Source organism: Timaviella obliquedivisa GSE-PSE-MK23-08B, from assembly GCA_019358855.1.
GTDB classification, from domain to species: Bacteria; Cyanobacteriota; Cyanobacteriia; order Elainellales; family Elainellaceae; genus Timaviella; species Timaviella obliquedivisa.
On sequence record JAHHII010000001.1, the window covers coordinates 286,245 to 309,873 of the forward strand.

At 48.5% G+C, this 23,629-nt stretch carries 30 protein-coding genes; 14 read left to right on the forward strand and 16 right to left on the reverse strand.

Annotated features, from left to right (window positions below):
* Positions 1–124: 124 nt before the first annotated feature.
* Positions 125–1,378, forward strand: coding sequence for an MFS transporter (locus tag KME11_01370; protein ID MBW4513858.1), 1,254 nt, complete (start codon positions 125–127; stop codon positions 1,376–1,378).
* 3 nt (positions 1,379–1,381) lie between these two features.
* Here the strand turns inward: KME11_01370 and KME11_01375 are convergent, their stop codons facing one another.
* Genes KME11_01375 through KME11_01385 form a run of 3 tightly spaced genes read right to left on the reverse strand, consistent with a single transcriptional unit; the run spans position 1,382 to position 3,592 of the window.
* On the reverse strand, positions 1,382–2,104 hold the full coding sequence (locus KME11_01375) for an amino acid ABC transporter ATP-binding protein (protein MBW4513859.1): 723 nt from the start codon (positions 2,102–2,104) through the stop codon (positions 1,382–1,384).
* Positions 2,097–2,804: an amino acid ABC transporter permease gene (locus KME11_01380; GenBank protein ID MBW4513860.1), complete on the reverse strand. Its 708-nt coding sequence runs from the start codon at positions 2,802–2,804 to the stop codon at positions 2,097–2,099. Before KME11_01380 ends, KME11_01375 begins: the two co-directional genes overlap by 8 nt.
* A 2-nt stretch (positions 2,805–2,806) precedes the next feature.
* On the reverse strand, positions 2,807–3,592 hold the full coding sequence (locus KME11_01385; GenBank protein ID MBW4513861.1) for a transporter substrate-binding domain-containing protein: 786 nt from the start codon (positions 3,590–3,592) through the stop codon (positions 2,807–2,809).
* A 252-nt stretch (positions 3,593–3,844) separates the two neighbouring features.
* Between KME11_01385 and KME11_01390 the strand changes: the two genes are divergently transcribed.
* Positions 3,845–4,630, forward strand: a complete 786-nt coding sequence (locus KME11_01390; protein ID MBW4513862.1) for an SH3 domain-containing protein — start codon at positions 3,845–3,847, stop codon at positions 4,628–4,630.
* 84 nt (positions 4,631–4,714) lie between these two features.
* Here the strand turns inward: KME11_01390 and KME11_01395 are convergent, their stop codons facing one another.
* Both KME11_01395 and KME11_01400 read right to left on the reverse strand, forming a co-directional pair.
* Positions 4,715–5,026 (reverse strand): hypothetical protein, encoded by a 312-nt coding sequence (locus tag KME11_01395; protein ID MBW4513863.1) that lies wholly within the window; start codon positions 5,024–5,026, stop codon positions 4,715–4,717.
* Entirely contained in the window at positions 5,023–5,328 is a 306-nt protein-coding gene (locus KME11_01400) for a hypothetical protein (protein ID MBW4513864.1), read from the reverse strand. Before KME11_01400 ends, KME11_01395 begins: the two co-directional genes overlap by 4 nt.
* Here KME11_01400 and KME11_01405 point away from each other — a divergent pair.
* The 6 genes from KME11_01405 (at position 5,327) to KME11_01430 (ending at position 9,432) form a co-directional block, all read left to right on the forward strand.
* Positions 5,327–6,952 carry a glycosyltransferase family 39 protein gene (locus KME11_01405; protein ID MBW4513865.1) on the forward strand — a complete coding sequence of 542 codons (1,626 nt, stop codon included), beginning with the start codon at positions 5,327–5,329 and terminating at the stop codon, positions 6,950–6,952. The genes KME11_01400 and KME11_01405 overlap by 2 nt on opposite strands.
* A 60-nt stretch (positions 6,953–7,012) precedes the next feature.
* Complete coding sequence (locus tag KME11_01410; GenBank protein ID MBW4513866.1) at positions 7,013–7,396, forward strand: DUF4346 domain-containing protein; 384 nt, start codon at positions 7,013–7,015, stop codon at positions 7,394–7,396.
* A 147-nt stretch (positions 7,397–7,543) separates the two neighbouring features.
* Entirely contained in the window at positions 7,544–8,014 is a 471-nt protein-coding gene (locus KME11_01415; GenBank protein MBW4513867.1) for a 2TM domain-containing protein, read from the forward strand.
* A complete protein-coding gene (locus tag KME11_01420) occupies positions 8,015–8,311 on the forward strand; it encodes a (2Fe-2S) ferredoxin domain-containing protein (protein MBW4513868.1) in 297 nt (98 codons plus the stop codon). It abuts the gene before it with no gap.
* Positions 8,312–8,489: 178 nt separating this feature from the next.
* A complete protein-coding gene (locus tag KME11_01425; protein MBW4513869.1) occupies positions 8,490–8,894 on the forward strand; it encodes a 4Fe-4S binding protein in 405 nt (134 codons plus the stop codon).
* 199 nt (positions 8,895–9,093) lie between these two features.
* Positions 9,094–9,432, forward strand: coding sequence for a P-II family nitrogen regulator (locus tag KME11_01430; GenBank protein MBW4513870.1), 339 nt, complete (start codon positions 9,094–9,096; stop codon positions 9,430–9,432).
* 65 nt (positions 9,433–9,497) lie between these two features.
* Here KME11_01430 and rdgB read toward each other — a convergent pair whose 3' ends face one another.
* The 8 genes from rdgB to KME11_01470 form a co-directional block, all read right to left on the reverse strand.
* On the reverse strand, positions 9,498–10,073 hold the full coding sequence (gene rdgB, locus KME11_01435; protein MBW4513871.1) for an RdgB/HAM1 family non-canonical purine NTP pyrophosphatase: 576 nt from the start codon (positions 10,071–10,073) through the stop codon (positions 9,498–9,500).
* 26 nt (positions 10,074–10,099) lie between these two features.
* Positions 10,100–10,537: a tetratricopeptide repeat protein gene (locus tag KME11_01440; protein ID MBW4513872.1), complete on the reverse strand. Its 438-nt coding sequence runs from the start codon at positions 10,535–10,537 to the stop codon at positions 10,100–10,102.
* A 101-nt stretch (positions 10,538–10,638) separates the two neighbouring features.
* Positions 10,639–11,370 (reverse strand): hypothetical protein, encoded by a 732-nt coding sequence (locus KME11_01445; GenBank protein MBW4513873.1) that lies wholly within the window; start codon positions 11,368–11,370, stop codon positions 10,639–10,641.
* 587 nt (positions 11,371–11,957) lie between these two features.
* Positions 11,958–13,421 carry a phosphoglucomutase/phosphomannomutase family protein gene (locus KME11_01450; protein MBW4513874.1) on the reverse strand — a complete coding sequence of 488 codons (1,464 nt, stop codon included), beginning with the start codon at positions 13,419–13,421 and terminating at the stop codon, positions 11,958–11,960.
* 102 nt (positions 13,422–13,523) lie between these two features.
* Positions 13,524–15,182, reverse strand: coding sequence for a sensor domain-containing diguanylate cyclase (locus KME11_01455; GenBank protein MBW4513875.1), 1,659 nt, complete (start codon positions 15,180–15,182; stop codon positions 13,524–13,526).
* Positions 15,183–15,519: 337 nt separating this feature from the next.
* A complete protein-coding gene (locus KME11_01460) occupies positions 15,520–16,278 on the reverse strand; it encodes a M48 family metallopeptidase (protein ID MBW4513876.1) in 759 nt (252 codons plus the stop codon).
* 48 nt (positions 16,279–16,326) lie between these two features.
* Positions 16,327–16,800 (reverse strand): NUDIX hydrolase, encoded by a 474-nt coding sequence (locus KME11_01465; GenBank protein MBW4513877.1) that lies wholly within the window; start codon positions 16,798–16,800, stop codon positions 16,327–16,329.
* A gap of 18 nt (positions 16,801–16,818) precedes the next feature.
* On the reverse strand, positions 16,819–17,187 hold the full coding sequence (locus tag KME11_01470; protein ID MBW4513878.1) for a hypothetical protein: 369 nt from the start codon (positions 17,185–17,187) through the stop codon (positions 16,819–16,821).
* A gap of 113 nt (positions 17,188–17,300) precedes the next feature.
* Here KME11_01470 and folD point away from each other — a divergent pair, with 113 nt between their 5' ends.
* From folD to KME11_01485, 3 genes are read left to right on the forward strand one after another with little or no spacing between them, the layout of a single operon-like run.
* Complete coding sequence (folD, locus tag KME11_01475; GenBank protein ID MBW4513879.1) at positions 17,301–18,170, forward strand: bifunctional methylenetetrahydrofolate dehydrogenase/methenyltetrahydrofolate cyclohydrolase FolD; 870 nt, start codon at positions 17,301–17,303, stop codon at positions 18,168–18,170.
* Positions 18,171–18,189: 19 nt separating this feature from the next.
* Positions 18,190–19,128 carry a polyprenyl synthetase family protein gene (locus KME11_01480; protein ID MBW4513880.1) on the forward strand — a complete coding sequence of 313 codons (939 nt, stop codon included), beginning with the start codon at positions 18,190–18,192 and terminating at the stop codon, positions 19,126–19,128.
* Between the two features lie 33 nt (positions 19,129–19,161).
* Positions 19,162–19,617, forward strand: a complete 456-nt coding sequence (locus KME11_01485) for a divergent PAP2 family protein (protein MBW4513881.1) — start codon at positions 19,162–19,164, stop codon at positions 19,615–19,617.
* A gap of 42 nt (positions 19,618–19,659) precedes the next feature.
* Here the strand turns inward: KME11_01485 and KME11_01490 are convergent, their stop codons facing one another.
* The 3 genes from KME11_01490 to KME11_01500 all read right to left on the reverse strand — a co-directional run bounded on the left by KME11_01490 (position 19,660) and on the right by KME11_01500 (position 21,578).
* On the reverse strand, positions 19,660–20,376 hold the full coding sequence (locus KME11_01490; GenBank protein MBW4513882.1) for a hypothetical protein: 717 nt from the start codon (positions 20,374–20,376) through the stop codon (positions 19,660–19,662).
* Between the two features lie 102 nt (positions 20,377–20,478).
* On the reverse strand, positions 20,479–20,808 hold the full coding sequence (locus tag KME11_01495) for a DUF2488 family protein (protein MBW4513883.1): 330 nt from the start codon (positions 20,806–20,808) through the stop codon (positions 20,479–20,481).
* Between the two features lie 32 nt (positions 20,809–20,840).
* Positions 20,841–21,578, reverse strand: coding sequence for a pyridoxine 5'-phosphate synthase (locus KME11_01500; protein ID MBW4513884.1), 738 nt, complete (start codon positions 21,576–21,578; stop codon positions 20,841–20,843).
* Between the two features lie 606 nt (positions 21,579–22,184).
* Here KME11_01500 and KME11_01505 point away from each other — a divergent pair.
* From KME11_01505 to KME11_01515, 3 genes are all read left to right on the forward strand, one after another.
* Positions 22,185–22,409: a DUF2811 domain-containing protein gene (locus KME11_01505; GenBank protein ID MBW4513885.1), complete on the forward strand. Its 225-nt coding sequence runs from the start codon at positions 22,185–22,187 to the stop codon at positions 22,407–22,409.
* 142 nt (positions 22,410–22,551) lie between these two features.
* Positions 22,552–23,142, forward strand: a complete 591-nt coding sequence (hemJ, locus tag KME11_01510) for a protoporphyrinogen oxidase HemJ (protein MBW4513886.1) — start codon at positions 22,552–22,554, stop codon at positions 23,140–23,142.
* Between the two features lie 105 nt (positions 23,143–23,247).
* Positions 23,248–23,622 (forward strand): hypothetical protein, encoded by a 375-nt coding sequence (locus KME11_01515; protein ID MBW4513887.1) that lies wholly within the window; start codon positions 23,248–23,250, stop codon positions 23,620–23,622.
* Positions 23,623–23,629 lie beyond the last annotated feature (7 nt).

Consider the following 23,629-nt stretch of genomic DNA (forward strand, 5'->3'; position numbering starts at 1 on the left):
CAGCATTCTACGCTAACCCATAATGTTTACACTACCTGACGGGAAACGATCGCAAACTACAAATTCCAGTAAGTTTCTGTAGCATCCTAGCGTTAGGATCGATAAGCTCTACCCGTCTGGATTTATGGTCAAGAAACTGCCAATGGGGTTGCCCCCGCTCGATCGCCAAGTTTGGATTTTAATCATTGGTCGGTTACTTTCTAATATTGGGACGGGTTTTGTGCTTTTTTCTGCACCCGTTTTCTTTGTCAACCAAGTTGGGCTTTCTGCGGCGGCAGTAGGTTTAGGAATTGGCAGTGAGTCGATTACGGGGGTAATGAGTCGAATTCTGGGCGGCTCTTTGTCAGATTCGCCACGATGGGGACGACGTAAAACGCTGATGATGGCAGTAGTGTTTTCGGCGATCGCGGATCTTGTACTAGCCACTAGCCACAATTTTCCCTCTTTTTTGGCTGGTAATTTGCTGTCGGGTATTGGCGTAGGGCTGTACTGGCCCTCTGCTGAGTCGATGGTGGCGGATTTGGCACCCTTGGAATATCGCAATGAAGCTTTTGCGTTGAATCGGTTAGCAGATAGCTTGGGGCTGAGTTTGGGTGTGGTGATTGGGGGCGCTTGGATTGCGGCAACGGGCGCTTATCGGGCGTTGTTTTGGGTGGATGCAATTTCGTTTTTAGTATTTTTAGTTGTGGCGGCAGTGGCGCTGCGCGAGTCGCGTCCGGTGGTGGCGGGTGAGTTGCAGAAGCGAAGTTTATTCCAAGGGTGGGGCGAGGCTTTGGGCGATCGCACCCTCAGAATTTTTGTGTTGGTCAATATTTTGTTCACCACATATTTAGCATTAGTGAGCAGCACCTTACCGATTTACTTTACTAATTTTGTGAGCAATGCCGAAACGGGTGAGTTTAGTTCTAAGGTCTTAAGTGCGCTGTTTGCAGGATATGTAGCGTTAGCCGCTTTTACCCAACTGCCGATCGCTCGTTTCTTAAAGCGCTGGAGCCATCCCCAAGCCCTAACGATATCGGCGCTGCTATGGGCAGTTGGCTTCGGAGTCATGTGGCTGACTGGAACCGTTGCCCAAAATCAGATTGCTTGGGCGGCACTGGGACTGGGCGTAATGGCGATCGCCACAGTTTCCTATACGCCTGCTGCCTCGTCGATTGTCACCGGGTTAGCACCTGCGGCGCTGCGGGGCGTTTATTTATCGATCAATTCTTTGTGTTGGGCGGCGGGTTATTTCATTGGTCCGGCAGTGGGCGGCTGGGCAATGGATCACGATCGGGCGATCGCGGTGAGATTTTGGATCGTTGCAGCGTTAAGTGTGGCGATCGCAGTGACGATCGCCCAAGTTTTACACCATCGGTTCCGCAAAGCTAAAGCTTGAACGTTACAAGACTTTTTCTAAAAACTGACAAGCGCGATCGCTTTTAGGCGTTGAAAAGAATACCTCTGGCGTTGCATCTTCTGCCAAACGTCCTTCATCCAAAAACAAAATGCGATCGGCAACCTCCCGTGCAAAACCCATCTCGTGAGTGACGATCGCCATGGTCATTCCAGTGGTTGCCAGATGTTGCATGACTTCTAACACCTCCTTCACCATTTCTGGATCAAGGGCAGAAGTAGGTTCGTCAAACAGCATCACTTCCGGTTCCATTGCCAAGGCACGGGCGATCGCCACCCGCTGCTTTTGTCCACCCGACAACCGAGACGGGTAAACCTCTGCCTTCTCTGACAATCCTACCTTTGCCAGTAGATCTAGACCCAGTTCGTGCGCCGCTGCGTGGGATAACTTTTTCACTTTAATCGGCGCATAAGTAACGTTTTCTAACACAGTCATGTGAGGGAATAAATTAAAGTGCTGGAACACCATGCCCACGTTTTGCCGCACCCTCATAATATCGATTTTAGGATTGGTAATGTCTACATTGTCGATATACACTTTGCCCTTAGTCGGCACCTCTAACAAATTCATACATCGCAATAGCGTTGATTTACCCGAACCCGAAGGTCCAATAATTGCTACCACTTGCCCCTTAGAAATCTCTGTAGAAATTTCCTTGAGCACATTTAACTTACCAAATGATTTACAGAGAAATTCAGTTCTAATCACTTTGTCGTAGCCTCACTTCTAACGTTTTGCCCACCCAAGCCAGCCCCATCACCAAGATGTAGTAAATCACGCCGATGAATATTAACGGTTCAAAGTAAACGAATTTCTCGGCAGCTACTACTTGTCCACGGCGCATCAAGTCCAGTACGCCCACCGTCGAAACCAGCGAAGAATCTTTCAGCAACGCAATACTTTCGTTGATGAGGGCTGGCATAATATTTTTGAACGCTTGCGGCAAAATCACATCTCCCATCATCAGCTTATAGGGAACCCCTAACGATTTCGCCGCCTCGCTTTGCCCTTTATCAACCGCTAAAATTCCGCCCCGAATGGTTTCAGAGGTGTATGCCGCCGAGTTCAGGGCAAAGGTCGCCACCCCGGCTTCGAGGGCAGAAATGCTGTATCCCGTCAGTTGGGGTGTGGCGTAGTACACCAAAGCCAATTGCAGCAATAGGGGCGTACCGCGAAACACCGAGGTATAAAAGTCGGCAAAGATTCGCAGCGGTCGCCATCCCGAAATCTTGAACAGCGACAGAATAGTGCCCCAAAGAAAGCCCAACAGGGCAGAGAGAAATGTGAACTGTAGAGTTTGCCCCATTCCTCCCAAAATGAAAGGAATAGAAGGAACAATCTTTGAAAAATCCAGGCTAAGTCCGCCAGGTGCGGTTTGGGCAATGATCCATACGATCGGGTGAATCATGCTCAACTTGCCTTTTGCAGGGCTGGACTATCTTCCCCAAACCATTTGTTCACCAGTTCTTCCAACTTACCGCTGGACTTCATTTCTTGCAGCACAGGGTTAAACTGAGCCGGGAGCGGAGAGCCTTTGGGGAAAGCGATCGCCGAACCTGCGGCTTCTTCATTAGGCAGGACATTGAACTCTAAATCTGGATTAGCGGCAATATATCCTTTCGCTACCGTATCTTCAATAATTGCCGCCTCAATGCGACCCGCCTTAATCTCCTGCACCATCTCATTAATTTTGTTCAAGGGCTGCATGGTAATACCTGGCATTTTCTCAGCAATTCCCTGCTGAATAGAACCGAGTTGTACACCCACTTTTTTACCTTTCAGGTTGTCCGCTGTCGCTAAGCCAGCGCCCTTTTTGGCAACGATCGTGTTCTTTGCCTCGTAGTAAATCTCGGAGAAATCGACGCTCTTTTTCCGTTCTTCTGTCGGAGTCATGCCCGCCATTACCAAGTCAGCCCGCTTGGCTTGCAGTGCAGGAATAAGACCATTGAAATCAATGTTGTTAATTTGCAACGTTTTTCCATTCTTTTCGGCAATATATTTGGCAATGTCAACATCAAACCCAATAATTTCTTCCTTGCCGCTAGAACTATCGATAAATTCATAGGGTGGATAATCGGCTGAAGTTGCCATGATAAGGGCGTTGCTGTTAGTGCTTGATGAATTGCAAGCGGTAACCACCGACAGGGTTAGCAACATGCTGAAAAGAGCAGTTAGTAAAAATTTGAAGCGTTTCATATGAGTCTCCAGGGAACAGTGTTTGGCTGTGAATACAGCAAGCACAGCCTTAATATCTACAAGAGTATTGAGATCAATCCTGTGTGTTTCGTTACTGTTTCACTTTACATTGTGCCAATTGCTGAAGCCTTAGTTTCTGTTGCTTTGAAAATATTCATTTGAACTGCTTAAATAAACGGTGCAATCCTACGAACAGGGCGTATTGGCTCAGGAAATTTGAGGGCAGAATAAAGCAAAATTAAGGTACGGGGCATGAACAGATTTTGTTGGCTGGCTGGAGCACTTTCTCCATTAATTGTTCTAGGGTTTGCACTGCCTGGCTGGGCAGATGTGGCGGTGCCGATGGACGATGTGTTGCCCAAGCTTCAAGAGACGACCCAAATCCCCATTCTGTTGCCCAGTCAAGTGCCGATGGATGAAGTGTTTTTAGATGTGGAAGCGGAGAGCGATCGCTATTACGTCGGTTTCGACTATCGCCCTGATTGTCGATCGTTAACGGCTTGCCACTTTGGTGAAATTATGGCGGAGCAAGGCAACTCAATGTCTGCTCCTGGTAACGCCGAGAAAATAATGTTAGCAGATGGTACGTCTGCTACGTTCTTTAGTACCTGTGGCGCGCACTGTACGGCGAGTGTGCAATGGCAATACGGTGGTGTAATGTATCGAGTCATGGTAAAGAATGGTGAGCGGGAGGGTACGATCGCCTTAGCAAATTCGGCAATACTTAGGGGCGATCGGCGTTCCTCTTCAAGTTCTGATGCTGGTTCTGTTGCTCGTTCTTCTTCAAGTTCTACAACTCGTGTTATGACTCCTCCCAGTAGCGGTATGGCGCGTCTTAAAACCCTTGACTCTGGTTCTGCCATCAATATTCGTGCAGAGGCAAGCACTACGGCTGAAATCCTTCATATGGGGTATTCTGGCGATCGGGTAGAGATTATTAGCCACGTTAACGGAGAGGGTGATTATCGCTGGTATAATATTCGGTTTCCTCAATCGGGCGCAATAGGCTGGGTGCGGGGAGATTTTGTTGTGCCTTAATGATTTTAGGTTGCATTGAGAAGCTGGGCGTTTAAGATACTGTGCTGGGTCAAACCTGTGGTAAAGCGAGGCGGATGAGCGGCTTTAACTCTCCTCATCTGCCCAGGTGGCGATCGCTCTGAACACTTCAGGAATGAAAAACTCTGGCTCTGGCACAAACTCCAGCGTTGTTTCTCGCAAACCTAAATAGCCCGATTCGCCGTAGGAAATCAGGACTCGTTGCAGGGCAAGCCACACCTCAGACTCGTACTCCCAATCGCGATCAAAAGGTGCGTGTCCGGCGATCGCCCGTAATGTCCAAAAGTAAGTGTTTCGCACCACAGAACCCGTCTTTTTGTAAGGCGGCACATCATCCTTATGCAGAAATAAAACGTCGTTGTCAATTCTGGCTCTCACGAGTTGTTTTCACCCTCTCCACGCTGATTTAGTAAGTAGTCTAAGATTCTCCGAGACTCTAGCCGTAAACCTGTGATTTCTTGCTGCATATCGTTTTGCTGCGCTGCCAAGGTGCCAACCATCCCCACCACATCTGTGATGCTGGCTCGCAGGTCATTAATTTGACTTTGTTGTTGTTGAACGGCTAGTAGCGTGGTTTCCGCTAAAGCTTCAAGGCGATCGATTCGGTTAGGTAGGTTAGTCGTCATAATTAGGCGATCGATGATAGGATTACTCGTTGCTGTTGAGGGGATAGAATGCATGAAAAATCACGCCAAACATACTGCGTCAAAAGGGCTGAGAAGCATACTTACTATTGTAATCATCCTGGGCATCGCCTTTCGATTCATCAACCTCGATCGCAAAGTCTACTGGCACGATGAAGTTTACACTTCTATGCGGGCGGCAGGGTTTACCCGTGGTGAAATTGATGAGGAACTGTTTCAAAATAAAATTATTCCGGCTTCCACCCTACAAAAGTTTCAACAAATTAAACCCGGCAGCACCGTTGCCGATACCATTAATTCCCTCAAAGTCGAAGATCCGCAGCATCCGCCACTGTATTTTTTAATGGCGCGATTTTGGATGCAGAATTTTGGAGGTTCGCTGATTGCCTCTCGTCTGCTGCCAGCATTGCTGAGCCTGGTCAGTTTGCCGCTGATGTATAAATTGGCAATGGAATTATTTAAGTCTCAGCGGGTGGCGTGGATGGCAACCGCGCTTTTAGCCATTTCGCCGTTTGATATTTTGTTTGCCCAAACGGCAAGGCAGTATGGCTTACTCACGACTTTGATAATAGGCAGCAGCTTATCTTTGTTGCGCGCTGCTTCGCAGATACCGCAAGGGTCGCTCCGTCACTCTAGTTGGAAAAATTGGACGGTTTACGGTATTGCCGTCGCCCTAGGACTCTACACTCATCCGTTTTTTGCTCTTACTTTGATCGGACAAGGCGTATTTATCCTTCTGAACAGTCGCTACTTTAAATCTCGTAAAGGCAGCGTTGCCCCTGTTGCCCCAGGCATCAATCACTGGCTAGGATTTACTGGCGCGATCGCCCTTGCCCTTTTGCTCTATGCCCCCTGGATTCAAGTTCTCTACAGCAACGCCCAACGCGCTGCCGCCACTACAGATTGGGCGCGCATTCCCCAACCATTTTCCTACCTCGCCAAACTCTGGACACTCAGCTTTACTTCGCTGTTCATCGATCTTGACTTTGGCTTTGACAATCCTTGGAACTTTCTACTGCGTGTTCCTTTTGTAATATTAATTCTGAGCGCATTCTATTTTGTTTATCGACGCACGCCTCGGCGAGTCTGGTTATTTATTCTAACTTCCGTGTTCGTGCCTTTTCTGCTGCTGGCACTGCCCGATCTACTTCAAGGCGGCAAGCGATCGGCAGTTAGTCGTTATCTCATCTCCTGCTATCCTGGCATTCAATTGGCAGTAGTGTATTTGCTGGCGATCGGGTTAACCACTGGCAGAGCGTTCTGGCGCGGAGCCTTAGCGGTGGTCATAACTGCCAGCTTTATTTCTTGTGGCACTAGCGCTTTGGCGGAAAGCTGGTGGAATAAAGATTTGAGCTATGACAACGCAACGGTTTCTCGGTTGGTGAATGCTGAGGCTGCTAAGAATCCGGTGCTGATTAGCGACATTGGCGATGACTTCACCAACACGGGTGACTTGATTTCTTTGAGCTTTCGATTAAAAGATAATGTGCGACTGTTTTTGATGAGCCGTCCTTCTAACTTTGAGGCAATTGCCCAAGAATCCGAGGTTCTGTTATTTCGCCCGTCTAATGCTATCCGAGAAGCGATCGCCCAAAAAGGTTGGAGGCTTCAAATGGTTTCTGCCCCCGGTAGACTGTGGCGCTTAATCCGCACCGCTTGAGCGCTAAAATAAAAATCCTGACCTGAAATCTCACTGATGCCTTTGTCTCCCCTATTCGCCATGCAACCCACCGTAGAGGAACTTGCCGCCCTCGACCACAAACTATCCAAACGCTTCATCGAACTCGACCCCGATGGCTATTTTTTAATCTACCTTGACCGCGACGCAAATCTGATTTGTGCCAAGCACTTTGCCAACGTCATCAACGAAAAAGGTTTAGCCTGCGACCCGATTACGGGTGAACCCATTTCCACCAAAGCAAAAGCCGACCGCGCTCCCACAAAGTTATTTACGGGCAGAACCGCCAAAGAGCTAGCTATCAAGATCTTTGAAGAAAACAAGCCCGCCCCGATCGCCTTTCCCGACCATGCAGCATACTTGGGGCGAGAGTTCGTCCGGGCAGAAATTGCGCTGATTAATGGGGCAGAATATGTGCAGGATTAGCTGATTATAGGGCTTGAATTTCTCTGGCTTAACTTTGAATTTAGAGTCGAGTGTCGGTTTTCCGTCCCTATTTCCAGCGTTTCCCGCCATCAAAGCTCTGAAAGATTTTGTATAACAGAAGTAAGCTAACCTTCTCCTATGCCTCCGATGCCTGAAGAAATTTACCGTCAAGAAGATGCTCAGCAAATTCTGCAATTGGCGATCGCTCGTCAAGCAGAAGAAGGTGAACTTTCCCGTACCCAGCTTTTTGAAATTGCCGCCGAACTCAACATTGCTCCTATCGATATTCAAGCCGCAGAGCAAGAATGGTTTGCGAACAAAGGCATATTAAGAGAGCAAGAGTCTTTTAACTTATTCCGTAAAAGTAAGTTCCAGCAGCGTTTGACTAAATTCCTCATCATCAACGGGTTTTTCATTGCTCTTGATTTGCTAACTGGAAGTGGCATCGGTTGGTCGCTTTACATCCTGCTTTTCTGGGGTTTGGGTATGGCGCTCAACGCTTGGAAAACGTTTCAAACGAGCGGCGAAGATTACGATATTGCCTTCCAGCGCTGGCGGCAAACTCGTCAGCTTAAAAAATCAGTCAATGGCTTGGTGAATCGGCTGTTGGGCGTTTAGATGGGCATCTCTGAACCGCATCATTGTGTTTTGGTTTGCCAGTATCATTCCTGTGCTCGAAATAGGGCTGCTAAAGTTCTAGAAGCGTTTCAACTAGCTGTTCCCCTGGGCGTACTGGTCACTGCAAGTGGTTGTCTAGGACAATGTTCATCGGGTTCTACAGTTTATATCACACCCGATCGCACTTGGTATTGCCGCGTTAAGCCCGAAGATGTTGCAGAAATTGTGGCACAGCATTTACAACTCAACCAACCCGTAGCGCGATTATTACATCCTCGCTTTCATCATGCCAATTAAGTCGGGGTTGGCTTCTCAATATAAGCGCGTAGAAATTGATATTTCTGAGTACAAAAGAGTAGAGATTAAGGTGGCTAACCTAGTGGTGAAAGAGACGATGACTGCCCACATCAATTAGGATGAAGAATGGAATCCACTGCACTCTTCGAGATACCCGCAAGGGGTCGCCCTTCTCTCTATGAAAAAAAGGGTCACGCTGACTTTTCCAAAACGCTACGTGCACACACCCGTCACCTACCGACTGGCAAAAGATTTTAATGTGGCTGCCAGCATCATTCGGGCGCAGGTCACGCCTAACCAAATTGGCACCCTGGTCGTAGAGCTATCGGGAGACATTGACCAGTTAGATGCCGCCTTAGACTGGATGCGATCGCACGATATAGCCGTTTCTTTAGCTAGTCGAGAGATTGCGATTGATGATGATGTCTGCGTTCATTGCGGCTTGTGTACGGGCATCTGTCCCACCGAAGCACTGACTTTAGATCCCCAGACCTTTAAGTTAAACTTCACGCGATCGCGCTGTGTTGTCTGCGAGCAGTGTATTCCTACCTGCCCTGTGCAAGCTATTTCTACAAACCTTTAATCCTCTACTACTGCCAATTTTGAATAAGATATTGAGAGATTGTAAGGGAAATCATCCATAATCAATCTCTAGTGGCAATATTGAGTGTTGTGCCCTATCCTGGCGACCGTAGTTAAAGCTACAAATCTCCAGTATTGTCAGTGATAGAACCATTGCAATCGATAAGACCGTCGATACGTACAAGGGAGTGAGTGTTTACATGAAAAAAGTTGAGGCGATTATTCGTCCATTCAAGCTCGATGAAGTCAAGATTGCCCTCGTCAATGCAGGCATCGTCGGGATGACCGTTTCAGAAGTTCGAGGTTTTGGACGGCAAAAAGGTCAAACAGAACGCTACCGGGGTTCTGAGTACACTGTTGAGTTTCTTCAGAAGCTCAAGGTCGAGATCGTTGTGGAAGACGACCAACTCGATATGGTGGTTGACAAAATTATTGCTGCGGCTCGGACGGGCGAAATTGGGGACGGTAAGATTTTTATTAGCTCAGTTGAACAAATTATCCGCATTCGGACAGGTGAGAAAAACATGGAAGCAATCTAGAGAGAGATTGTAGTTCTGCTTATCCAAGTCCCTGAATTCTCTAGAATTCAGGGACTTGTCGCTGTTTAAGCCAGGTTTTTAAGCTGAGGCAAAAGTGCTTGAAAGGCTCGTCCGCGATGACTGATCAGATGCTTGACCTGAGCAGGCATTTCAGCAAAGGTCATTTGCTGAGATGGGACGTAGAATACTGGATCGTACCCAAAGCCGTCCTTTCCTTGGGGTGCGTAAAGAATTTCGCCGGGGCAAATGCCCTCGGTTTGTAGGGCGATCGCGCCATTAGGACGAGCCACAGCCACAGCACAGACAAACTGTGCTGCCCGGCTCTTTTCGTTACCCAGTTCTGCTAACAGTCGCTCAATACGGTTCTGGTCTGAGGTGCCATACCTTGCCGAAAAAATTCCGGGTGCGCCTCTAAGAGCATCAACTTGCAGCCCAGAATCATCGGCGATCGTCCATTCTCCTAAAGCTTTTGCAACCTCGGAGGCTTTGAGGCAAGCGTTCTCTAAAAATGTGGCTCCTGTCTCCTCCACTTCCAGTTCGGCGGGTTTAAGCAGTAGTTGCCATCCCAATTCAGGATCAGTGAGATAGGCTTGTATTTCTTTAAGTTTGCCAGGGTTGCTGGTGGCGACAATCAAACGCATGAGAGGTTTTTTACGAGTTTAGCTTCTCAGACTTTTTGCCCAAGAGTACCAGTTTTGCACATCTCTGAACCGCCCTTATCCCCTAACCTTCCCTCAAAGAGAGGAGAGCTAGAAGTAGAAGTCTTTCTTACCAATAAATAAGCCAATCCTGTTCCTACTTTATCTAGTTGAGCGGTCAACTCATGCACCTGACTCCAACTGCGATCGCAACCCTTCCAAGTTCTCCTGCACGATCGCCAAATGTGAATGATTGGCGGATAAGCTTTCTCGAAGATAGAGAGCGATCGCTCATAGAACGCTTCTGCTTCACTGTGGAGTCTCTGAGAGTTGTAGAGCATTACTAGATTGTTGAGGCGGGTAGCGATATCGGGATGGTCGGCTCCCAGTTGCCGTTCCATGATGTCGAGCGATCGACTAATGGTCGCAAAACTGTTAACTATCCTCAACTCCGTCGCGGCTATCATTAAAAACAGCCATAATCAACCGGAAACTAATGATAGACATATCCCACCGCCGTTTGGTCTTTGCCAACGCCGCCTAGCCTAGCGATTGCGCCTAATTGCTCTCAATAGAGAAGACGTTGATACCCAATCTGATAGGCAGCGGTTTGGCATATTACAGTGCTGTATTGATTACTCCGAGTACGCAGAACACAAGTGCCTTCAACGTTGCCAGCCTCAGTTCCGACGTATACTTGTCCACTGATATAGCCTCTAGTATTTTCTTGCGTACGTGTATTTTCTTGCGTACGTGTTGGAGTAGAGAGAGTCACAAACGCTATCGGAGCACCCTCAAAGATGTAGGTAAAGTAGTAGAGTTCTCCAATCTGCTCAAGTTGGAAAGACTTGCAGGTATCTTCAACTTTGTCATTGATACTAAGCTCACAGAGGGCAGGATCTTCGTCTTTATATATTGTTGTTCGTTCTGTGGCATCAGCCTGTTCATTCCTAACAGGCTGCCGTTCGGTTTCTGTTTGCCTGGCATCTTGTTCTTCCTCCTGCCGTTGTCTGGCAGCCTCACGATCCTGGCGCTCTTGTTCCCTAGCTGCCTCCTGTTCCTGACGATCGCGCTCTGCCTGTTCTCTTCGTGCCCTTTCCTCTTGACGCTGCCTCTCACTATTAACTGTGTCAAGCACCCGATCTATAGTCCTAAAGAGATCTGCTAGGAGCGTAGGCTCCGATCGATCAGACAAGGTTGGACTGACCGAAGGAGCGGGGACTTGACTCAAAGCAAAATCTGGTGAAGCACCTAGAAGAGGAATAAGAACAATGCTTGATAGATTAACAACACGCTTCATAGAGAAATTCCCCAAGCCTATTAGAATATTGGTACAGAATAAGATCGTGCTATTTAACCGGACAGGTTAGGAAGTTGCAATTAAATAACGCCCCGAACCGCTCCCTAAATCCCCCATTTTGGGGGACCTCCGAACCTTTCAAAGTCCCCCAAAATGGGGGATTTAGGGGGCTAAAATTAATGCATCTCACTGGTGTTTTATTTTCACGCAACTCCCTTACTAGACTCAGCGTCTTTTTGTAGCCGGGATTTCTGACGGGCTGTCCCTAAATTCCAATTTTGAGCAGAACTACTTTATTTAAAAAGAATAACCCTAAAATTCTCATAAATATGCCTGAATGCGTCGTCTTTAGCTGTAAAACTCAAAGCAATTGACAGAAAAATTAGCACTCTAGCTTTTTTCTCAAAAATAAGTTAGTCCTGCTAAATAAGAGGGACTTAAATTAAGGATATAAGGAGATTTCCGAATCAGAATACACCCGTGGGGCAGGCATCTTGCCTACATACTGCTTTCAATGCAGGCAAGATGCCTGCCCCACAAAGGGATTTTAATTGATAGAAATCTCCTAACCCTAAAATATCAACCACTCAAATCGCCTTCGCCCAACTTTCTGCCCAAGCCAAATTTTGCCGCACATCTGCCATCGTCAAAGCTTCGGAGTAAAGCCGCAAAACAGGCTCTGTTCCACTAAATCGAATTAATAGCCAGCTTTGATTGGCAAGCTGAAACTTGTACCCATCCACGGTTAAGCACTCCGTCACTGCCTGCCCCGCGATCGCTTTTGGCAGGTTAGTCTCTAGTTCGTTCAACAACCGCGATCGCACTTCCATATTCGCTAGCGGCAAATCGGTGCGGTCATAAGTCGAGCTATACCCTGTAGTCTGTTGAAGCTGACGATAGCGATCGCTCAAATCCATTCCCGATTGCACCATCGCCTCCAACACATAGAGCGCCGACAGCAACGCATCTCGCTCAGGGATGTGATTGCCGTAGCCGATGCCACCCGACTCTTCGCCCCCCAACAGCACTTTGGCTTCTAACATGCGATCGGCAATGTATTTATAGCCGATCGCCGTTTCATGAACCGAAAGATTGTGCAGCTTCGCTACCTTGGGAATCAGGTTAGAACCACTGATTGTTTTGACAATTTCGCCCTCAAATCCTCGATGCACAGACAAATGTTCAATCAAAATCGGGATCAACACCTGAGAACTGAGAAAGCCTCCCTGCCCATCTACTGCGGCAATGCGATCGCTGTCTCCATCGAACACTAAACCGACTGACAACGCTGCACCTGGCTGCTGACGATACTCCTTCATGGCTCGAAATAATCCTGAAAGGTAGCGAGGTAAAGGCTCGGGCGCGCCTCCACCAAACAGCGGATCGCGATCGCTGTTGAGTTCCTGAATCGAAGCCCCCAATAACTGCGCTAATCCTCCAGCCGCCGCTCCATGCATGACATCGGCAAACACCATCAGCTTGCCCTGCACGATCGCTTCTTGAATTTCCTCAATGTTGACCTTGCTGCGCAACGCCTCACAGTAGCTCTGCCAAGGATTAAACGTTTGGAGTGATCCTGCCTCTGCCGCAGGGAGTTGCGTTCCTTCCTTCAGCATTGCCTCAATCTTCTGCGTCACATCTGGCGTTACCGACCCACCAAAAGCGCTTTTCACCTTAAGCCCAGAGTAGATCCCAGGATTATGGCTGGCTGTGATGACCAACGCCCCCAGGGCATTTTGCTGCTTTGCTGCCCAACTGTAAGCAGGCGTAGGCGCGTAGCCTTCCGAAAGCATCACATTATAGCCTGCTGTTGTGACTGCCTCAGCGGTGGCACTGGCAAATTCTTCTGAGAGGAAGCGGCGATCGTAACCCACAATGACGGTGCGATCGCGGTCTGGACTGCCATAGGTTTGCTCCAATGCCAGCGCTGCGAGCGGCGCAACTTTGATCAGTCGTTCAACAGTGAAGTCAGCAGCAATTACCCCTCGCCAGCCATCGGTGCCAAAGGTAATGGGTTTTGTAACAAGAGACGCAGGAGAAAAAGGAGCCATAAATTTAGGGGAATGAACAACCTTGAAGCTGTCTTGAGTTTACCTAGGAATAGGGGGGGAGCCGACCCGCTGAGTCATCTTTTCAGAGTAAGGGTAAGCGAATCAGGGAAGATCGAGAGATTCAACGCGATCGCGCCCTCGTCGTTTTGCTTCGTAAAGGGCTGCATCTGCCCGCTGCAAGACATCCCAGGCAGAGCGATCGAACTGTGGCTCCTGCTGTGCCATACCAAAACTAGCAGTGAATTGAATTAAGCCTGCTTTAGATTGAACAGGGTTGCTCCGAATCAATTGCCGCAGACGTTCTGCGACTTCTGCCGCTTTCTCAAGATAGGTTTCGGTGAGAATGATGACAAATTCTTCGCCGCCATAGCGATATGCCGGGGTTTCATGGCGGAGTTGATTTTGTAAACGCTGTGCTAATGCTTGGAGCACTTCATCGCCTGCTAAGTGTCCGTAGGTATCGTTGATTCGTTTGAAGTGGTCAATATCGCAAACAATGATGCTAAAGGGCTGCTGAATAGTCCAAGCTGTAGAATTACTCAGTTGTTCTAGCTCTTGCTCTAGGGCACGGCGATTGAGTAACTGGGTCAACTCGTCGCGCATGATTTCCATGCGGAGGGAATTGTTTTGCAGACGCAGAATTTCTTTTTTGTGCCAGAGGCTTTGATAGTGCTGGGCATTAGTGAGGGCGATCGCCGCCTGATCTGCTGCATGTCGAACCGTTTGGAGTTCATCAAGTAAGTAAGATCGCTCTTGTTGATATGACAACAGTGCTACAGCGCCAAAAAAATCATCTTGAATGAACAAGGGCACCAGCAACACAGCATGCGCCCCAACGTCTCTCAGCCAAAATTGAAGCGAGTCAGGATTGCGTTCATTTAAGCTCACTTCTAAGTAAGAAGCGCCGCCCTGTAAAAATATTTCAATTACGTCTTGCCAGCAGTTTTGGTGGGCTTGGCTTTGTCGTAGCGGGGGCAGCGATCGCTCAGGATGATCCCACGTGGCAAGCACATTAACCCGCTCTTGACGCAGATCGACCAGAATAGAGCGATCGCAATTCAACCCATGACCCAACTCTGCCACAATCCGCCCGACAATTTCATTCGGATTAAGAGTGGAATTAAGCAGCCGCGAAATGCGCCCAATCAAAGCCGCCTGTTGTCTCGATTGCTCTAGCCGCTGCCGCCAGTACAAGGCGCTGTAAGCCAGCCCTAACTGGCTACAAGTTACCTCCAGGCAATCCAACTCCTCTAAACTCCAGCCCCGAATTTCACACCTTTCTGCTGATGCTGCGGCAGGAATATCGGGGCGCTTAAGCTGCAACACAAATTGTAAGGGGTTTGCCACGGCGATAAGTTCCTGAATCGTTGGAGCTAAAAATCCGCCGCGAATCGTGACTGGAATAATCAGGTCGCCTGTTTGAAGCTGAGTAGTTTGAGGAGAATGTTGTTGGTCGAGGAACCACTGGGGCAGAGAATTTAGGCAAAATGGCTGAATGGATAAGTTGCTTAGGTCACTATCCCGTGAATAAAATGACGCGTCTATCGAGCCAATAAACAAAGACTGGCTTGCCACCTCAGCAGTGGTATACACTCGAATATTGTCTGAGACTCCTAGCTCCAAACCCGTCCACAGCAAGCAATCCGCCTTATAGTTGACCGTGATTTTCTCTACTATCTGACGGAGCAAAGAATCAACAGAATCTAAGTTTAATACGGCTGCTTTAACCCAGAGGTAGAGATGTTTCCAGGTTGTTTTCATGGGTTTTCCCAGAAGTGCTGATTTTGAGTGAACTCCGGCACAAACAAAACCAGAGACGGAAGTAGTAAGTATGGATTTTTATAAGTAATAAGTAAGACTCATTATGCCTCGGCGTATATTCTGAGGCATACCCAGACTTCAGTATAAATTGCTAGTTTTACAGCGAGAGGTTTTGTAAGAGATTGTTAAGGATTAAGGGATTGCTTAACTGTGTTTCTTGTTTATGTTTCTTGTTTGGGTAGATGGCATTGAGTACCAAAATATTTAGAGAACAGTTTTTTCAGTCTACTTCTAACCGATCTGTTCCCTTTCTCAAAGTGACAGAATATTAGCTGTCCTAGCCAGATGTTCGTTCAACCCACTCTGGAATGTAAATCCAAGCCTTGTTGAGTTCTAAGTCGATCGCACGGTAATTGGGCTCTTTTTTTTCAACCAGCGCCCAGAAGTGCTGGGAGTGATCAAGGTGAATGGTGTGACATAGCTCGTGAATGAGGACGTAGCGGACTAAGTGGGGCGGCAAAAACAGAAGCTTGAAATTGAGGCTGATGTTCTTTTTACTAGAACAGCTTGCCCATAGAGTTTTTTGACCTCGAACCGAAATTTGGTTGCAGGATAAGTTGATCTCATGGCTGATGAGGCGAAGCCAGGGGGTCAGGTGCGTTTCGGCTTTGCGCTTTAGCCAGTATTGAAGGGCTAGGGAACAGTTGGGTTGCTCGACCTTGCCCTGAATAATGATTTGGTGAGGGGCGGGGGTGCTGAAGGTGATTTGAGGTTGCTCGGTGGGCTGGTAGTGGATTGTCCATTCTTCTAGGAGCGATCGCAGGCTGAGTTGCTCTGGAAAAGTAGGGCTAGGGATTTGGGGCGATTGAACTAATTCGTGGGTAAGCGATCGCCGCTCTGCTGCAATTCTTTGGGTCGTCTTGGCAATCCATTCCTGTCGCTTCTGCAAAATTTCTGGAATCTGCTGCATATCAAAGCCGCGCGGCACGACAATCTCAACCTCACTGAGGTGAGAAACCTTGATGCTGACGTGCTTAGCGCGATCGCTAACTCGAACGTTGTAGGACGGGGGTTTAGAGGATTTAGCCTTTGCCATATCCTTACTTTACTGGGTTGCCTGGGTTCTTGTCGTCGGTGGGCAAATCTAATGAAGCCGCTCAAGATGCTCTTGAAAAAAATCTAATAAAAGCTGTTGATGTGGCTTTCCGAGCGGGCAAACGTAACCCGCTTTTTCAGAATAACAGCCGCCTTGCCGAATTTCTTCAAGCGTCAAAAATCTCATATCCCAACCTTCATGAAGCTGAAGATCGGCTAGGTCAACCGTCAGCGGAGCCTGGTAAACATGGCGGACAACTTGGGGATCATTGTAGGAACGGAAGTAGGTGAGATTAGGCGGATCGTAGCTAATTTCTTCTAGGAGTTCTCGGTGAATGGCAGCTTCATGACTTTCACCTGGATCTAAATGTCCTCCAAAAAATGCCCAATGTCCTGGATAGGCAATGGTGGGAATATTGTCTCGAAGCTGCATCAAAAACCGATCGTTTTGATAGAGAATGGCGATCGCCACCACAGGACGAGGCAGCGTTGTTACAACGGCATGGGTCACGGTATGGGTCATTGAGCAACCTCTGACTTTTTAAGATTGGGGGTCTAATTGTTCCTGCTCTTCAATATAAGCTTCGCTAAACTCCTGTCCATCTACAGAAATTTTTTCATATCGCACCTGCCCTTTGATGTAAACGCGATCGCCTTTTTTGGGCTTGGCTTTGGTGGTGAGTACCCAAATCTTCCCTGTGCTGTCTTGAAGTTGATAGATCTGAGCGTTGATCAAGGGGACGCGCTCACTCACCTGTCCTTTGAGATAAACCGTCGAGGTCAGCCAGTGGCGCTGAGGATGCGCCTGCACGTCTTGAACCAAGGTGACTCTGCTACAACCCGTTAAACCAATGAGCAGAGAAATAAAGCTAATTTGAAAAAATGTTGGAGGAAAATCAGGATTCGCCATGACAGAAACTCAATCTGAGTGCTAAATCTGCGAGACTGAGGAAGTTGCGATCGCAACAGAAAGATTCCGTCTCGGTTTCGCCCCTTAATCTACCCGATTTCCACACCCCAAACATGGCTGGTTTATTGGACGGCAAAGCGCTTGCAGCTAAGATGCAAGCCGAACTCACAGAGCAGGTCAGAGGACTTCAAGCCCAGGCAGGCAGACCGCCCGGACTAGCGGTGCTAATGGTGGGCAACAACCCTGCAAGTGCGGCATACGTTGGGCAAAAAGAAAAAGCTTGTGCCCGCGTAGGCATCACTTCTTTTGGCAAGCATTTTGCAGAGGATGTGACTCAAGCAGAGCTAGAGCAAACCATCCACGCCCTTAACCAAAATGAGCAGGTAGACGGGATTCTTGTCCAACTGCCTCTGCCCGATCGCCTGAATTCGGTCGCCCTGCTGAACAAAATTGACCCCGACAAAGACGCGGATGGCTTGCATCCTATCAATTTGGGACGGCTGCTACGAGGAGAATCTGGGCTAAGAAGCTGTACGCCTGCCGGAGTTATGGGTCTGTTGGAGGAATATCAAATTAGTCTCAAAGGTAAACAGGCGGTAGTTTTAGGGCGCAGTATTTTGGTAGGTAAACCCTTAGCGCTAATGCTATTAGAGCAAGATGCCACTGTGACGATCGCCCATTCCCGCACGCCCGATTTAGCGGCGATCGCCCGCACTGCCGACATCTTGGTGGCAGCCGTTGGACGCATTGGGCTAGTTACGCCAGCCATGGTTAAGCCGGGAGCCGTAGTGATTGATGTGGGCATTAACCGGACGACCGATGAAACAACCGGAAAATTCCGTCTGGTGGGAGACGTGCAGTTTGAGGCATTGCAAGATATTGCCTCCTGGATTACGCCAGTTCCGGGTGGAGTTGGCGCGATGACTGTGACCATGCTGTTGCACAATACAGTATGGAGTTATCGGCAACGCTTAGGATTATAAAGGTGTTGGGAGCGAAATGATGGTTATTTCAGCAAATACGAATCAAGGGATGCGGACACCAGAAGAGCCTTTGCCAAACTTTGATTTGGCGGCTTACTTAAAGAGACAGCAGGCAGCGGTAGAAGTGGCGCTGGATGGGGCGATCGCCATTGGTTACCCCGAAACTATCTATGAAGCCATGCGCTATTCCCTCATGGCAGGCGGCAAACGGCTTCGACCCATTCTTTGCCTCGCCACTTGCGAACTCATGAGCGGCACCTCTGACTTGGCAATGCCAACCGCTTGTTCGCTAGAAATGATCCACACCATGTCTCTGATCCACGACGATTTGCCTGCGATGGATAACGACGATTACCGTCGAGGCAAATTGACCAATCACAAAGTCTATGGTGAAGACATTGCCATTTTGGCAGGAGATGGGTTGCTGGCTTACGCGTTTGAGTTCATGGCGACTCAAACTCAGGCTCCCGCCGATCGCGTTTTAAAAGCGATCGCCCATCTTAGTAAAGCCGTTAGCGCAGCCGGACTAGTGGGCGGACAAGTTGTGGACTTAGAGTCTGAAGGAAAACCGGGTGTCACGCTAGAAACTCTCAACTATATTCATCGTCACAAAACTGGAGCTTTGCTCGAATCCTCTGTCGTGTGCGGAGCTATCTTGGCAGGTGCCGCTGATGACGACTTGGAACGCCTCTCCCGCTACGCCCAAAACATTGGGCTCGCCTTCCAAATCATCGACGATGTGCTAGACATCACCGCCACCCAGGCAGAACTTGGCAAAACCGCAGGCAAAGACCTCCAATCTCAAAAAGCCACCTACCCCAGCTTTTGGGGCATTGACGAGTCAAAACGCCAAGCCGACCAACTGATTGCCGCTGCCAAAGCAGAACTACAGACTTTTGGCACCCAAGCTCAGCCTCTCCTTGCCCTAGGAGACTACATCACGGCTCGCAAAAACTAATCCTCATTCTCTCCACCCTTAACCTAAATCCCCATGCAGGACTTCCCCGCTATCCTGAATAACCCCGTTCTCCTGGTTTCATTGTTTGCTTGTGTGCTAGCTCAGCTGATTAAAGTAGTGGTTGAACTGGTTCAACACGGCAAGCTTGACTTTCGTAGTTTGGTGGGCACAGGCGGAATGCCCAGCGCCCATTCAGCGCTAGTCACAGCTTTGGCAACTGGCATTGGGCAAACCGCAGGCTGGGATAGTGGAACCTTTGCGATCGCCATTATCTTCGCCATCATCGTTATGTACGATGCCTCAGGAGTCCGTCAAGCTGCCGGAAAGCAAGCCCGCATCCTCAACCAAATCATGGATGAACTCTCCCAAGGCGAAACCAAATTTACAGAAGATCGCCTCAAAGAATTGCTGGGGCATACCCCAGTTCAAGTCATCGCGGGGGCTGCCCTAGGGACAGTAGTTTCTTGGATTGCGGCTCCTACCTACTAATTTTTACAATCCTATCTATAGCACCACCTAGAACTTGAGGTTTTAACGCCGCACATCAGCCGTTAGCAGCACCACGCCCCGGCTATCAACCAGCACTGCCGTCAAGCCTGCTTGGGTCAACTGACTCAGCACCGTAGAAGCAGAACTGGCATTAGTTCCCTGAGCTGCCAGCAGATAGGGGCGCTGCTCAAACGATACTAAGCCCACATTGCGATTCGTCACATTACGGACATCAGCCGCAATCTCTGGACGGTTGAAATAGCTGACTAGCACTGCGTAGCCAGACCCTAAAGGTTGGGGATTGTAGCTGGCGCTAGTTGCAGTGGTGGTGGGCGTAGTCGGTGTGGTGGGTGTAGTATTGGGTCTTGGGAAGGAGCCAGCGCCAGAAGTGGTAGGAGGATTGGGAGCCGTAGAAACTGAAGTAGAGTTAGGGCTAGAAACGATCGCCTGTAGCCCTGCTTGGTCGCTCAAGTACTTTGCCCAAGCGTTAGCCACATCAGCACTGGCAAACCCTTCCACTCGCACCACACTTTCGTTGAGGTAATTACAGGGAGTTAACAACGCATTAGCAGGCAATAGCTGTCGTAGTTGAGATTGAGTATCGGTTCTGGGGTTGCGCACTAGCAGCAAATACTCGTTGGCTCTAGGAGATTGACAGGCCGTTCGAGTTTGGGCGATCGCGCTTTGGTTTAACCCAGAACCTATCGAAAGTCCCGTTGTCAAAACCACCCACCCCAACGCCGCAGAAAATTTTGTCATTTTAGATCTGATCACTTGGGGCATGACTTGAGGAAATTGCATAAAAACGTTCCTTTGAAAATAGGGGATGAGTATAGATTTAGCCCCTTTGCCCCCGATTCTCTAGCTCACTGGAACCAAGGATGCTAAGGGTTCTGGAATAGTAGCAGAGGGAGCCTGAAACTCGCCCGTACTCACGTATTCAAGCCGCAGCTTAAGCCAGGTAATAAATTGAGGATTGGTAGAAATAATTGCCACAGCGGGCTGAGGACATTTTGCCTTCAGGCTTGCCATTTCTGGAGCTTCTAAAAAAGCGGGCTGATGGACTAACCAAAAATCTATTTCTTTTTCCTGTTCGTGGTAATGCCGGATCCGCTCCTTCAGGGCTTCCTCAGTGGGTTCGTCTTCCAACATATACTTGCGGCTAGCTAAGACATAGTAGTAGGTGTTCATGAATTTGAGTCTTAAGATTTCAATCAATTTCGTTAACTAATTTTACCGTTCATTGTCTCCCGAATTGCCTGCTTCATCTCCCGTACTGCTCGCTCCATCCCGACCAGAACAGCGCGACTGACAATAGTGTGACCAATGTTTAACTCCTCCATGCCTGGAAGAGCCGCGATCGGATGAACGTTCCAGTAGGTCAACCCATGTCCTGCGTTGATGCGAAGTCCAGCCGCGATCGCCGCTTCACACCCTTGCCTCAACACTGCCAACTCTTTCTCCCGTCCTTTTTCATCCTTCGCCTCAGCATATTGCCCAGTATGCAACTCAATAAACTGTGCCTGTACGGTCGCGGATGCCTCGATCTGGCGATCGTCGGCATCAATAAACAAGCTCACCGGAATGCCTGCCCCTTGCAGCACTGCTACCACCTGCTTCATCCGGTCTAGCTGACCTGCAATATCTAAGCCACCTTCGGTTGTAATTTCTTCGCGCTTTTCAGGAACAAGGGTGACGTAATTTGGCAGGATATCGAGGGCGATCGCCACCATCTCGTCCGTCGCCGCCATTTCCAGGTTTAGGTGTGTCCGTACCGTTTGCCGCAGCAGCTTTACGTCCCGATCCTGCATGTGCCGTCGATCTTCTCGCAAATGTACCGTAATTCCATCTGCGCCCCCTATTTCTGCCAACACCGCTGCTGCTACAGGATCAGGCTCAACGGTTCGTCTGGCTTGCCGGACAGTTGCCACATGGTCAATATTTACCCCTAAGGTCGGCATTCTCACAGTATTTCTATCCTCCACGCTCTCGCCTTGATTCTACAGGCTAGGACAAAAATTCCCCATCTTGCTCCAATAACTCTGAAAGCCCCCTTTTTCCGTAAGTTTACAACTCTTATCATTGAGAGTATTTTTCCCCAAGTATTCCACAAGCTTTCCACAGGGACGAATGAGTTTTCCACAGGTTTTGAGGGGGTTTTCCACAGCTCTATACGAAGTGACGTGGGTTCACGGATTTCTTGGGGAATAACGAGTTGGCAACGAATCAGCCCTGATCTTCCTGAGATTACGTTAAGGAATGTAACAAAAAAGCTCTAGGAAGCTTATTATGCCGTTGGGCTTCTTGGTCGCCTGCAAAAACTGCACAAGTGTTCTGCATTGACAACCCTACCCCCCCATAGCGTACATTGATGCGACCAACCTTAAAGAGCGCTCCAAAACGACTCAACTCAAATCACCCATAGCATTTCCATATAAGGTGTTTGAGTCGGCAATAGCTGGAGTTAGCTCAACTTTTGGCTGCATACATCACAGTTATTCACTTAGATTTACTTAACAGGCTCATTCACCATGTACTCTTCGTACTCTTCCGATACAGAGGTTTCTATGAATTCAAACGTCAGCATTTTGGCTGAGATTCCTGAAGATTTGCACGAATCGCTTCAAGATTATCTGGAAACGCACCCCGATTGGGATCACGATCGCGTCTTTGCTGCGGCTCTATCGCTGTTCTTGCTGCAAAATGGCTGTAGCAACACGCCTGATTCTTCTCGTAGCTACCGTCGGGCAGCACGGGTTTATTTAGATTCGCTGTTTAAGCACGCGGTATGAGTTTGAGTCTACAGGATGGGATCTGAGGAAAGGACAGGGGGAAAGCGTCCAGCGCCCTTCACTACATGCCCCCTTCCCCTCTCCTACAGATTCCCCACTCCCGGTAGAATAGGGTTCTAGATAAGAAGAGGATTTATAACCCATGCCCTATCTCTGGTTTAAGGCTTTTCATATTGTGGGCGTTGTTGTTTGGTTTGCGGGGTTGTTTTATTTGGTACGGCTATTTGTGTACCATGCCGAAACCCTTGAACAGCCTGAACCTGCAAGAAGCATTTTGCACAACCAATATCAAATTATGGAGAAGCGGCTCTATAAGCTGATTACAACTCCAGGTATGGTGCTAACCGTGGGGATGGCGATCGCTATGCTGATAACGGCTCCCGCGCTTCTTAAAGAAACCTGGCTTCAGGTCAAGATGTCTTTAGTGGGCGTTCTGATTATTTACCATCATCTTTGTGCTCGTTGGATGAAGCAGCTTGCGGCTGGGGAGTTTAAGTTTACGGGGCAGCAGTTTCGATGGCTCAATGAAGTACCTACTGTGTTTCTGGTGATCATTGTCCTATTAGCGATTTTTAAAAATAACTTTCCCACTAGCGCTGCCAGTTGGGGTATTTTCGCCATGGTTGTGGCGATGGCGGCAATTATTCAGCTTTATGCTCGTAAGCGCCGATTAGATAAAGAGCGTGCGATCGCTGAGGCAGGAGAAGCAGCAGTAGAAGGATCTGTATCGTAAAAATTGCTAACCGCAACCTAGATACAACTTTGGGTAGAAGGAGGTTAAGCTGTAATTCGATAAGCTCCATGGGTACTAGAAAAAGTAAACCCATGGAGCTTTTTTATGATTAATTTATTTTCTCAGGCGATCGCTCGTCTCAATTCTTTTATCAGATCATTTCAAGTTAAACAGTTTTTTGCAGTTGCTTTAGTAGGAGCCATCCTCTTGCTTGCTCCTGCTGAAACGACCAAAAACAACCCAGACTTAGGTCGGCGCATTGATAACGTTTTAGAAAGAGGAGACTCAGAAAGACCCACTACTACTAGACAATGGCAACAAGAAGCCCGTGAAGTAGAGGGTAAACCTGGCGAACGGCTAAAAAGAATTGGTGAAGAATCCAAAGAAGCCATTAAGGAATTTGGTGGTCTTTACCCAGACACAGCCGAAAGAAGTGGTGAAAATTTACAAGATAATGTGGAGTTTCAGGGCGATCGGTAGTTTTAAG

What these genes read in the sequence shown, in the direction of transcription:
- KME11_01370 (MBW4513858.1), top strand. Translation starts at nt 125, where the DNA reads ATGGTCAAGAAACTGCCAATGGGGTTGCCCCCGCTCGATCGCCAAGTT.
- KME11_01380 (MBW4513860.1), bottom strand. Translation starts at nt 2,804, where the DNA reads ATGATTCACCCGATCGTATGGATCATTGCCCAAACCGCACCTGGCGGA.
- KME11_01385 (MBW4513861.1), bottom strand. Translation starts at nt 3,592, where the DNA reads ATGAAACGCTTCAAATTTTTACTAACTGCTCTTTTCAGCATGTTGCTA.
- KME11_01390 (MBW4513862.1), top strand. Translation starts at nt 3,845, where the DNA reads ATGAACAGATTTTGTTGGCTGGCTGGAGCACTTTCTCCATTAATTGTT.
- KME11_01405 (MBW4513865.1), top strand. Translation starts at nt 5,327, where the DNA reads ATGAAAAATCACGCCAAACATACTGCGTCAAAAGGGCTGAGAAGCATA.
- KME11_01400 (MBW4513864.1), bottom strand. Translation starts at nt 5,328, where the DNA reads ATGCATTCTATCCCCTCAACAGCAACGAGTAATCCTATCATCGATCGC.
- KME11_01410 (MBW4513866.1), top strand. Translation starts at nt 7,013, where the DNA reads ATGCAACCCACCGTAGAGGAACTTGCCGCCCTCGACCACAAACTATCC.
- KME11_01415 (MBW4513867.1), top strand. Translation starts at nt 7,544, where the DNA reads ATGCCTGAAGAAATTTACCGTCAAGAAGATGCTCAGCAAATTCTGCAA.
- KME11_01420 (MBW4513868.1), top strand. Translation starts at nt 8,015, where the DNA reads ATGGGCATCTCTGAACCGCATCATTGTGTTTTGGTTTGCCAGTATCAT.
- KME11_01425 (MBW4513869.1), top strand. Translation starts at nt 8,490, where the DNA reads ATGAAAAAAAGGGTCACGCTGACTTTTCCAAAACGCTACGTGCACACA.
- KME11_01430 (MBW4513870.1), top strand. Translation starts at nt 9,094, where the DNA reads ATGAAAAAAGTTGAGGCGATTATTCGTCCATTCAAGCTCGATGAAGTC.
- rdgB (MBW4513871.1), bottom strand. Translation starts at nt 10,073, where the DNA reads ATGCGTTTGATTGTCGCCACCAGCAACCCTGGCAAACTTAAAGAAATA.
- KME11_01440 (MBW4513872.1), bottom strand. Translation starts at nt 10,537, where the DNA reads ATGATAGCCGCGACGGAGTTGAGGATAGTTAACAGTTTTGCGACCATT.
- KME11_01445 (MBW4513873.1), bottom strand. Translation starts at nt 11,370, where the DNA reads ATGAAGCGTGTTGTTAATCTATCAAGCATTGTTCTTATTCCTCTTCTA.
- KME11_01450 (MBW4513874.1), bottom strand. Translation starts at nt 13,421, where the DNA reads ATGGCTCCTTTTTCTCCTGCGTCTCTTGTTACAAAACCCATTACCTTT.
- KME11_01455 (MBW4513875.1), bottom strand. Translation starts at nt 15,182, where the DNA reads ATGAAAACAACCTGGAAACATCTCTACCTCTGGGTTAAAGCAGCCGTA.
- KME11_01460 (MBW4513876.1), bottom strand. Translation starts at nt 16,278, where the DNA reads ATGGCAAAGGCTAAATCCTCTAAACCCCCGTCCTACAACGTTCGAGTT.
- KME11_01465 (MBW4513877.1), bottom strand. Translation starts at nt 16,800, where the DNA reads ATGACCCATACCGTGACCCATGCCGTTGTAACAACGCTGCCTCGTCCT.
- KME11_01470 (MBW4513878.1), bottom strand. Translation starts at nt 17,187, where the DNA reads ATGGCGAATCCTGATTTTCCTCCAACATTTTTTCAAATTAGCTTTATT.
- folD (MBW4513879.1), top strand. Translation starts at nt 17,301, where the DNA reads ATGGCTGGTTTATTGGACGGCAAAGCGCTTGCAGCTAAGATGCAAGCC.
- KME11_01480 (MBW4513880.1), top strand. Translation starts at nt 18,190, where the DNA reads ATGGTTATTTCAGCAAATACGAATCAAGGGATGCGGACACCAGAAGAG.
- KME11_01485 (MBW4513881.1), top strand. Translation starts at nt 19,162, where the DNA reads ATGCAGGACTTCCCCGCTATCCTGAATAACCCCGTTCTCCTGGTTTCA.
- KME11_01490 (MBW4513882.1), bottom strand. Translation starts at nt 20,376, where the DNA reads ATGACAAAATTTTCTGCGGCGTTGGGGTGGGTGGTTTTGACAACGGGA.
- KME11_01495 (MBW4513883.1), bottom strand. Translation starts at nt 20,808, where the DNA reads ATGAACACCTACTACTATGTCTTAGCTAGCCGCAAGTATATGTTGGAA.
- KME11_01500 (MBW4513884.1), bottom strand. Translation starts at nt 21,578, where the DNA reads ATGCCGACCTTAGGGGTAAATATTGACCATGTGGCAACTGTCCGGCAA.
- KME11_01505 (MBW4513885.1), top strand. Translation starts at nt 22,185, where the DNA reads ATGAATTCAAACGTCAGCATTTTGGCTGAGATTCCTGAAGATTTGCAC.
- hemJ (MBW4513886.1), top strand. Translation starts at nt 22,552, where the DNA reads ATGCCCTATCTCTGGTTTAAGGCTTTTCATATTGTGGGCGTTGTTGTT.
- KME11_01515 (MBW4513887.1), top strand. Translation starts at nt 23,248, where the DNA reads ATGATTAATTTATTTTCTCAGGCGATCGCTCGTCTCAATTCTTTTATC.